Annotated in this window: 9 protein-coding genes; 6 read left to right on the top strand and 3 right to left on the bottom strand. The window is 73.1% G+C overall.

Annotation, left to right across the window (positions count from 1 at the left end):
• Positions 1–123 precede the first annotated feature (123 nt).
• From IH00_RS0134170 to IH00_RS0134160, 3 genes are all read right to left on the bottom strand, one after another.
• Positions 124–807, bottom strand: a complete 684-nt coding sequence (locus IH00_RS0134170; RefSeq protein ID WP_031080053.1) for a gamma-glutamyl-gamma-aminobutyrate hydrolase family protein — start codon at positions 805–807, stop codon at positions 124–126.
• Positions 808–830: 23 nt separating this feature from the next.
• On the bottom strand, positions 831–2,279 hold the full coding sequence (gene eat, locus IH00_RS0134165; protein ID WP_031080051.1) for an ethanolamine permease: 1,449 nt from the start codon (positions 2,277–2,279) through the stop codon (positions 831–833).
• 143 nt (positions 2,280–2,422) lie between these two features.
• Positions 2,423–3,169, bottom strand: a complete 747-nt coding sequence (locus tag IH00_RS0134160) for a FadR/GntR family transcriptional regulator (protein ID WP_031080049.1) — start codon at positions 3,167–3,169, stop codon at positions 2,423–2,425.
• A 78-nt stretch (positions 3,170–3,247) separates the two neighbouring features.
• Between IH00_RS0134160 and IH00_RS0134155 the strand changes: the two genes are divergently transcribed.
• The 6 genes from IH00_RS0134155 (at position 3,248) to IH00_RS0134130 (ending at position 8,848) form a co-directional block, all read left to right on the top strand.
• Entirely contained in the window at positions 3,248–4,612 is a 1,365-nt protein-coding gene (locus IH00_RS0134155) for a glutamine synthetase family protein (RefSeq protein WP_031080048.1), read from the top strand.
• Between the two features lie 8 nt (positions 4,613–4,620).
• Positions 4,621–5,985, top strand: a complete 1,365-nt coding sequence (locus tag IH00_RS0134150) for an aldehyde dehydrogenase family protein (RefSeq protein ID WP_031080046.1) — start codon at positions 4,621–4,623, stop codon at positions 5,983–5,985.
• Positions 5,986–5,991: 6 nt separating this feature from the next.
• Positions 5,992–6,774, top strand: a complete 783-nt coding sequence (locus tag IH00_RS0134145; RefSeq protein WP_031080044.1) for a 3-oxoacyl-ACP reductase — start codon at positions 5,992–5,994, stop codon at positions 6,772–6,774.
• Between the two features lie 80 nt (positions 6,775–6,854).
• Positions 6,855–7,274, top strand: coding sequence for a hypothetical protein (locus tag IH00_RS0134140; RefSeq protein ID WP_031080042.1), 420 nt, complete (start codon positions 6,855–6,857; stop codon positions 7,272–7,274).
• A gap of 108 nt (positions 7,275–7,382) precedes the next feature.
• On the top strand, positions 7,383–8,282 hold the full coding sequence (locus IH00_RS0134135) for a DUF2510 domain-containing protein (protein ID WP_234335074.1): 900 nt from the start codon (positions 7,383–7,385) through the stop codon (positions 8,280–8,282).
• Positions 8,283–8,407: 125 nt separating this feature from the next.
• On the top strand, positions 8,408–8,848 hold the full coding sequence (locus IH00_RS0134130) for a cupin domain-containing protein (RefSeq protein WP_031080037.1): 441 nt from the start codon (positions 8,408–8,410) through the stop codon (positions 8,846–8,848).
• Positions 8,849–8,905 lie beyond the last annotated feature (57 nt).

Genomic DNA, 8,905 nt, shown 5'->3' with positions numbered 1-8,905 from the left:
AGGCCGTCGACTGCCGGGAGTCGCGGACCCTGCCGAAGGAACTGCCCAGCCTCCCCTCGGCCTGAGACACGTGAGAGGCCCGGCCCCACGAGACCCTTGCCAGGGGCCGGGCCTCTCGCGTGATCATGACGAGGCCGCTCGCACCAGCCCCTCCACCACCCGCAGGTCCTCGCCCATCTCCGGGTGCCACTGGACACCCATCGCCCACCCCGCGCCCGCCAGCTCGATCGCCTCCACCGTGCCGTCCTCCGCGTGGGCCGAGGCCGTCAGGCCGTCGCCCAGCCGGTCCACGGCCTGGTGGTGGTAGGCCGGGACCGTCGTCGCGTCGGGTGCCAGCGACTCGTACCGCGTGCCGTGCACCGGCTTGACCGTGTGCCGGGTGAAGACGCCGAGCCCGCCGGTGTGGCCGTCGATGTGCTGGACGAGCGTCCCGCCGAGCGCCACGTTGAGCAGCTGCATGCCCCGGCAGATGCCGAGCACCGGCGTGCCGGCCGCCAGGGCCGCCTCGATGAGGGCCAGCTCCCACGCGTCGCGTTCGGTGGCGGGCGGCCCCGTACGCGGGTCGCGCTCGGCCCCGTACCGCAGGGGATCGACGTCCGCGCCGCCCGCGACGACCAGGCCGTCGAGGCGGGCCACCACCTCCGCGGCGACGGCGGGCGCGTCCGGCGGGAGCATCGCGGCGATGCCGCCCGCCGCCCGGACCAGGCGCGGGTACACCTCGGGCAGCAGCGCGGCCCGCATGTCCCACACGCCCCACTTCGCGGGGTCCAGGTAGGTGGTGATGCCGATCAGCGGCTTGGCAGGCACAGGCGGGTTCCTCTCGGTCGTGCTCAGTTGCGTTCGAGTTCGGCCTCGGCCGCCGCCAGCGCCGCGAACTCCTCCTCCGGCGCGTTCGCGACGAGGCGGTGACGGCTGTAGAAGGCGAAGTAGGCGAGGGCGACGACGTAGACCCCCAGCGCGATGAGTGCCGCGTCCACGTCCACCAGAAACGTCGCCACCAGCGCGGAGAGGGCCAGGACGAGGGCCACGGAGGAGGTCAGGACGCCACCCGGCGTGCGGTAGGGGCGCGGCAGGTCCGGCTCGCGGCGCCGCAGGACGATGTGGGAGAGCGCCATCAGGGCGTACGAGATCGTGGCGCCGAACACCGCGATGTTCAGCATCCGCGCCCCGTTGCCGGTCCCCGCCGCGAGGGCGAAGCCGATCGCGCCGGGGATGAGCAGGCCCAGGTACGGCGACTTTCGGCGGCTCGTCAGGGACAGGAAGCGCGGCAGGTAGCCGGCCCGGGAGAGGGCGAAGAGCTGGCGCGATCCGGCGTAGATCAGGGAGAAGAAGGAGGCCACCAGGCCGGCGAGGCCGGCGTAGTTGACGAAGCGGCTGAGCGCGGTCGGGTCGCCGTCGCCCTGCAGCGCGATGACCAGCGGATTGCCCGCGTCCTGGATCGCGGCCGACCCCCGCGCGCCGGTGGCCGCGAAGAAGGTCAGCACGGCGAGCAGCACCAGGATCATCATCGACAGCGACAGGGCCCGCGGCATGGACCGCACCGGGTCCTTCGCCTCCTCGGCCGCCAGCGGGACGCCCTCGACGCCCAGGAAGAACCACATCCCGAAGGGGAACGCCGCCCAGATGCCGAGCAGCCCGAACGGCAGCCAGGAGTTCGAACCGAACGCGCTCGCGTCGACCGGGATGTCGTCCAGGCCGTCCACCCGGAAGTCCGTGAACGCGCCCGCCGCGAAGATCAGCAGCGCCGCCACCGCGATCGCCGTCACGATGAGGCTGAAGCGCAGGGCCTCGCCGACACCCCACAGGTGGATGCCGATGAAGAGGGCGAAGCAGGCCAGGTAGACCGGCCAGCCCGACTCCAGGCCGAACAGGCCGAGCGACTCGACGTAGTCGCCGATGAAGATCGAGATGGCGGCCGGCGCCAGGATGTACTCGATGAGGATGGCGGTGCCGGTGAGGAAGCCGCCCCACGTGCCGAGCGCCCGGCGTGCGAAGCCGTAGCCCCCGCCCGCCGCGGGCAGGATCGCGGACAGCTCGGCGAGCGCGTACACCAGACAGGCGTACATCACGCCCATCAGCACGGTCGCGATCGCCAGCCCGCCGAAGCCGCCTTCCGCGAGGCCGATGTTCCAGCCGGAGAAGTCGCCGGAGACGACGTATCCGACGCCCAGGCCGGTCAGCAGGAGCCAGCCCGCACTGCCGCGGCGCAGGGCGCGGCGCTCCAGATAGTCGTCGGAGCCGGCCGGACCGGCGGTGTCCTTGGTTTCTTCCAGCGTCATGGCAGCAGCGCTCCCGCAAGTGGTCGGGGCCCAATGGAATGGACCCATACCTTTGCGGTGGTGCGGCGCCGGCGCAAGACCCGTGCGTTACGTTCCGGTTACGGGGCCCGCGTCGGGGTGCCGGCCCGGGGCCGCGCCGGCGCTCACGCCAGGAACCCCCGCAGCAGGGCCGCCGTCCCCGCGCAGTGCTCGCGCATCACCTCGCGCGCCGCGTCCGCGTCCCCCTCCAGCACCGCCTCCACCAGCGCGGTGTGCTGGTGCTGCGAGTGCTCCAGGTTGCGCACCAGCAACGGGATGCAGTCCAGCAGGTCGTTGACGGTCGCCCGGACCGCCGCGTACTGCGCCGTCAGCGTCGGCGACCCCGACAGTTCGGCCAGGGTGAGGTGCAGCAGCGTGTCCTGGCGGCGGTAGTCCTCGAGGGGCGCGTCGTGCGTGGCGGCGAGCGCCGTGCGCAGCCGCCGGGCGCCCTCCTCGGACAGGCCGTGCGCCGCGCACAGCCCCGCCGCCCCCACCTCCAGCACCTCGCGGAAGCGCAGGGTGTCCTCGACGTCGACCGAGGCGATGCGGCGGCGCAGCTCCTCCTCGGCCGAGTCGCCCGGCGTGCGGTCCCGGTGCAGCACGAACGTTCCTCCGTACCGGCCGCGCCGGCTCTCCACCAGGCCCTGCTCCTGGAGGACCTTCAGCACCTCGCGCAGCGTCACCCGGCTGATCCTCATCCGCTCCGCCAGCTCCCGCTCCGCTGGCAGCCGCTCGCCGCCGGGCACCAGGCCCAGCCGTACCACCTGGAGGATCTGCTCCAGGGCCTCCTCGAAGCCGTTGCCCGCCCGCACCGGCCGCAGGACGGGTGCGAGCCGGTCCTCCGGCCCCGTTCCCGAGCTCTTCTTCGCCACCTCGCGGTTTCCCCTTCCCAAGTAATGGTCTTCGGCAATACCTTATGGCTCCCGGCTGACCGAAGGAGGAGCATCCCCGTGGCAGACCGCAAACCCCCGCTCACCGTCGAGGAGCTGCGAAGCCTCGTCGCGAGCGGTGAGATCGACACAGTCGTCCTGGCCTTCCCCGACATGCAAGGGCGGCTCCAGGGCAAGCGGTTCGCCGCACCTTTCTTCCTCTCCGACGTACTGGAACACGGCACCGAGGGCTGCAACTACCTCCTCGCCGTGGACGTCGAACTGAACACCGTCGACGGCTACGAGATGTCCTCGTGGACCAAGGGCTACGGCGACTTCGCCATGCACCCCGACCTGACCACCCTGCGCCGCCTCCCCTGGAACGACGGCACGGCCCTGCTCATCGCCGACCTCGCCTGGAGCGACGGCACCCCCGTGGTCGCCGCGCCCCGCCAGATCCTGCGCCGCCAGCTGGAGCGGCTCGCCGGGCACGGCTACACCGCCCACGTCGGCACCGAGCTCGAATTCATCGTCTTCAAGGACACCTACGAGCAGGCCTGGGACGCCGGCTACCGGGGCCTGACCCCGGCCAACCAGTACAACATCGACTACTCGGTCCTGGGAACCGGCCGCATCGAGCCGCTCCTGCGCCGCATCCGCAACGAGATGGCGGGCGCGGGCCTGACCGTCGAGTCCGCCAAGGGCGAGTGCAACCCCGGGCAGCACGAGATCGCCTTCAAGTACGACGAAGCCCTCGTCACCTGCGACCAGCACGCCGTCTACAAGACCGGCGCCAAGGAGATCGCCGCCCAGGAGGGCGTCTCGCTCACCTTCATGGCCAAGTACAACGAGCGCGAGGGCAACTCCTGCCACATCCACCTGTCGCTGCAGGACGCCGACGGGCGCAACGTCATGGCGGGCGACGGGCCCGGCGGCATGTCCCCGGTGATGCGCCACTTCCTGGCCGGGCAGCTCGCGGCCATGCGGGACTTCTCCCTGCTGTACGCGCCCAACATCAACTCCTACAAGCGCTTCCAGCCCGGGTCCTTCGCCCCCACCGCCGTGGCCTGGGGGTACGACAACCGCACCTGCTCCCTCCGGGTGGTCGGCCACGGCCGCTCGATGCGCTTCGAGAACCGGCTCCCCGGCGGCGACGTCAACCCCCACCTCGCCGTCGCCGGCCTGGTCGCGGCCGGCCTGTACGGCATCGAGCAGGAGCTGGAACTCCCCGAGGCGTGCCAGGGCAACGCGTACACCGCCGACTACGCCCACGTCCCCACCACCCTGCGCGAGGCCGCCGAGCTGTGGGAGAACAGCCCCCTCGCCAAGGCCGCCTTCGGGGACGAGGTCGTCGCCCACTACCGCAACATGGCGCGGGTCGAGCTCGACGCCTTCGACGCCGCGGTGACCGACTGGGAGCTGCGCCGCTCCTTCGAACGCATGTGAGGAACGACTTGTCCGACCAGCACCTCGTACTCGATCCCGCCACCGAAGAGGTCGTCGCCGCCGTCCCGGCCGCCACCGCCGCCGACGTCGACGCCGCCGTGGCCCGCGCCGCCGCCGCCCAGCGCGGGTGGGCGGCGGCGGCCCCCGCCGACCGGGCCCGCCTCCTGCGCCGCTTCGCCGCCGTCGTCGACGACCACGTCGAGGAACTGGCGCGCCTGGAGGTCCGCGAGGCCGGCCACACCATCGGCAACGCCCGCTGGGAAGCCGGCAACGTCCGCGACCTGCTCGACTATGCGGCCGGGGGAGTGGAACGCCTCAACGGCCGCCAGATCCCCGTCCCCGGCGGACTCGACGTCACCATCCTCGAACCCCTCGGCGTCGTCGGGGTGATCGCCCCCTGGAACTTCCCCCTGCCCATCGCCGCCTGGGGCAGCGCCCCCGCGCTCGCGGCCGGCAACGCGGTGGTCCTCAAGCCCGCCGAGACCACCCCGCTCACCGCCCTCCGGCTCGCCGAACTCGCCCTGGAGGCGGGGCTCCCCGAGGGACTGTTCCAGGTGGTGCCCGGAGCCGGGCCCGTCGCGGGCAACGCCCTGGTCGAGCACCCCGGCGTCGCCAAGATCGTCTTCACCGGCTCCACCCGCGTCGGCAAGAGCATCATGGCCGCGTGCGCCGACCGCGTGAAGCGCGTGACCCTCGAACTCGGCGGCAAGAGCCCCAACATCGTCTTCGCCGACGCCGACATCGAGGCCGCCGCGGCCGCGACCCCGATGTCCTTCCTCGACAACGCCGGCCAGGACTGCTGCGCGCGCACCCGCATCCTCGTCCAGCGCGGCGCGTACGACCGCTTCCTGGAACTCCTGGCGCCCGCCGTCGAGGAGATCGTCGTGGGCGACCCGTCCGACGAGAAGACCCAGATGGGCCCGCTGATCTCCCGGGCCCAGCTCGACCGGGTCCGCTCGTACGTCCCCGAGGGCGCGGCCGGCATCCGCGGCAAGGCCCCCGAAGGCCCCGGCTTCTGGTTCCCGCCCACCGTCCTCACCGGCCTCGCGCCCGACGCGCCGGCGGCCGTCGAGGAGGTCTTCGGCCCGGTCGCCGTGGTCCTGCCCTTCGACGACGAGGAGGACGCCGTCCGGCTCGCCAACGCCACCGACTACGGCCTGTCCGGCTCCGTCTGGACCCGCGACGTCGGCCGCGCCCTGCGCGTCTCCGGCGCCGTCCGGGCGGGCAACCTCTCCGTCAACTCCCACTCCAGCGTCCGCTACTGGACGCCGTTCGGCGGCTTCAAGCAGTCCGGCCTCGGCCGCGAGCTCGGCCCCGACGCCCTCACCGCCTTCACCGAAACCAAGAACGTCTTCATCAGCACGGAGGCCTGACCCGACATGACCGAGAACACTGTGTGCCGCCGCCTCGTGGGCCGTACCGCCGTCATCACCGGCGCCGGCAGCGGCATCGGCCTGGCCACCGCCCGCCGCCTCGCCTCCGAAGGCGCCCACGTCGTGTGCGGCGACATCGACGAGAAGGCCGGCAAGGCCGCCGCCGACGAGGTCGGCGGCACGTTCGTACGCGTCGACGTCACCGACGCCGAACAGGTCGAGGCCCTGTTCAAGGCCGCGTACGACACCTACGGCAGCGTCGATATCGCCTTCAACAACGCGGGCATCTCGCCGCCCGACGACGACTCCATCCTGGAGACCGGCCTGGAGGCCTGGAAGCGGGTCCAGGACGTCAACCTCACCTCCGTGTACCTGTGCTGCAAGGCCGCCATCCCCTACATGCAGCGTCAGGGCAAGGGCTCCATCATCAACACCGCCTCCTTCGTCGCCATCATGGGCGCGGCCACCTCCCAGATCTCGTACACCGCCTCCAAGGGCGGCGTGCTGGCGATGTCGCGCGAGCTGGGCGTGCAGTTCGCCCGCGAGGGCATCCGCGTCAACGCCCTGTGCCCGGGGCCGGTGAACACCCCCCTCCTCCAGGAGCTGTTCGCCAAGGACCCCGAGCGCGCCGCCCGCCGCCTCGTCCACATCCCGGTGGGCCGGTTCGCCGAGGCCGAGGAGATCGCCGCCGCCGTCGCGTTCCTCGCGAGCGACGACTCCTCCTTCGTCAACGCCACCGACTTCCTCGTCGACGGCGGCATCTCCGGCGCCTACGTCACCCCTCTGTAACCCCTGCCGTTCACCCCGCCTCCACCACCCCGACAGCCGGGCGTCGCACGACGCCCGGCTGTCCTGCGTAGACCTGGGGCGTGTACGTGACAGACCTGCGCCGCTGGGCCGCCGCGGCGGCCGCCTTCGCCATGACGGTCACCGGCCTGACCGCCGCGTCCGGATCCGCCCACGCGACTCCGGAGGCGCCCCCGGAGGCCTGCCCGCGCCTCACCGTCACCGACGGCTGGTACGGCCGAGACCGGGACCGGCTCCAGCGGATGATCGACAACCACGGCCGCTGCGGCTCCCGCGTCCGCGCGGACGGGAGGAAACCCGTCGCCGTCTTCGACCGGGACAGCACCGTCATCAGGAACGGCGCCGGCGACGCCACCCTGCTCCGGTTGCTGAGCGACAGTCCCCTCCGCCCGCCCGGCGGTGGCGACCGCCCCACCACCGGCGGCCACCTCACCGACGCCGCGGCCGCATCCCTCGCCGCCGCCTGCCCCACCACCGGGTAGTCCCCGGCCGACGGCACCCCCGGGCCCGTCCGCCGCGACGACGGCTGCGCCGTGCCCGACCAGGAGACTCCGTGTACGGGCCCCGAGGGCGCGCCCTAAGGTGACCGCATGAGCATGACGACCCCTCCTCCCGTGCCCGGCGGCACGGGGGGTCCCCCCGGCTGGTACCCGGAGCCCGGCAACCCCGCCGTCGAGCACTGGTGGGACGGCACCGCCTGGACCGGTCACACGCGCTCGCCCGGACGGAACCGCGCAGGGCGGGCCCTGCCCGTCGCCGCGGCGGGCGTCGCCGTGGTGGCCGCGATCGCCGTGGCGGCGGTCATGCTGGCCCCCGGGGACGAGACCGTGGCGCCCCCGGTGAGCGCCGCGACCTCCTCGGCCCCTCCCACGGCCGTACCGGCCCCGGCCCCGAGCCCGACTCCGAGCGCCACCCCCGAGGAGGACCCCACGGTCCTCGTCGACCAGCTCAACGGCATCACGCTGCCCGTTCCGGACGGTTGGGAGAAGCCGGAGTTCACCACGACCGACGTCCCCACGGTGGTCACCGTGGCCCAGGCGCCCTGCCCCGCCGACACCGGCCGCGACTGCCGGCGCGGCACCGTCACCTCCTCCACCGTCAGCGCCGCCGCCGGGGCCTCCTACCGGGCGATCGCCGAGCAGGACATCAAGACGGCCGCCGACCGCGCCTACGAGAAGGACGCACTCGGCAACCGCTACCACGGCGGCATCCGGTCCCACCGCCTGGTCGCCTCCCGGCCCGCCGTCGTCGCCGGCCGCACCGGCCACCTCGTCCGCTGGCGGGTGACGACCGCCTTCGGCCCCGGCGGCTGGGTCCAGTCCCTGGCGTTCCCCTCACCCATGGGCAGCGAGTCACCGGTCGTCGTCCGGTTCGCCTTCGACGCCGGCCCGGACGGGCCGGACCTCGCCCTCATGGACGAGATCACGCGGGGCATCCGTCCCATCGGCAGCTCGACGGGCGGCGGCGTGGGCAGCTCCATCGGCCCCTGACGGGCGCGGCGCGGGCGTGCTCCCGGTGTGCGTTGCCGTTCCCGCACCAGCAGTTGTCGCCGCGGCGCGGTGATCGCAGCCTGGTGCACGACCGAAGGCGACGACAGCATCCAGGAGGCCACACGATGACCGTCCACGAAGGCGCCGGGACCACGCCGAGCACCCGGAACGCGTCGCGGGGCGACCGCATCCACCACGTACGAGCCGGCGAGTCGCACGGCCACGCCGCTCTCAGCGGCAGCACCACCGGCTCGAAAAAACTCTGGATGGGGCTGGTGGAGAACCCGCCGCTGAGCGCGACCGACAACCACCACCACGGCGATTCGGAGGCGGGCATCTACGTGGTCAGCGGCCACCCGGTGTTCGTCCACCACGACGGCCGGCAGGAGGTGCGGATCTCCGCCGGTCCCGGCGATTTCCTGCTCGTCCCTCCGTTCGTCCCCCACCGCGAGGAGAATCCGGACCCGGACGAGCCGGTGGTCGTCGTGATCGCACGGACCACCCAGGAGCCGATCAAGGTCCCGGTGCCCGAGCTGTACCACCTCGACGAGACGGACGCGCGGTAGGACCGGCGTTCCCCGCCCCGGCCCGCCGCCTCGCCCCGGCCCGCCGCCTCGCCCCGG

Source organism: Streptomyces sp. NRRL S-118, assembly GCF_000716335.1.
GTDB lineage: Bacteria > Actinomycetota > Actinomycetes > Streptomycetales > Streptomycetaceae > Streptomyces.
The sequence above is the reverse complement of the archived record's forward strand: the minus strand, read 5'-3'. Positions and strand labels throughout refer to the sequence as shown.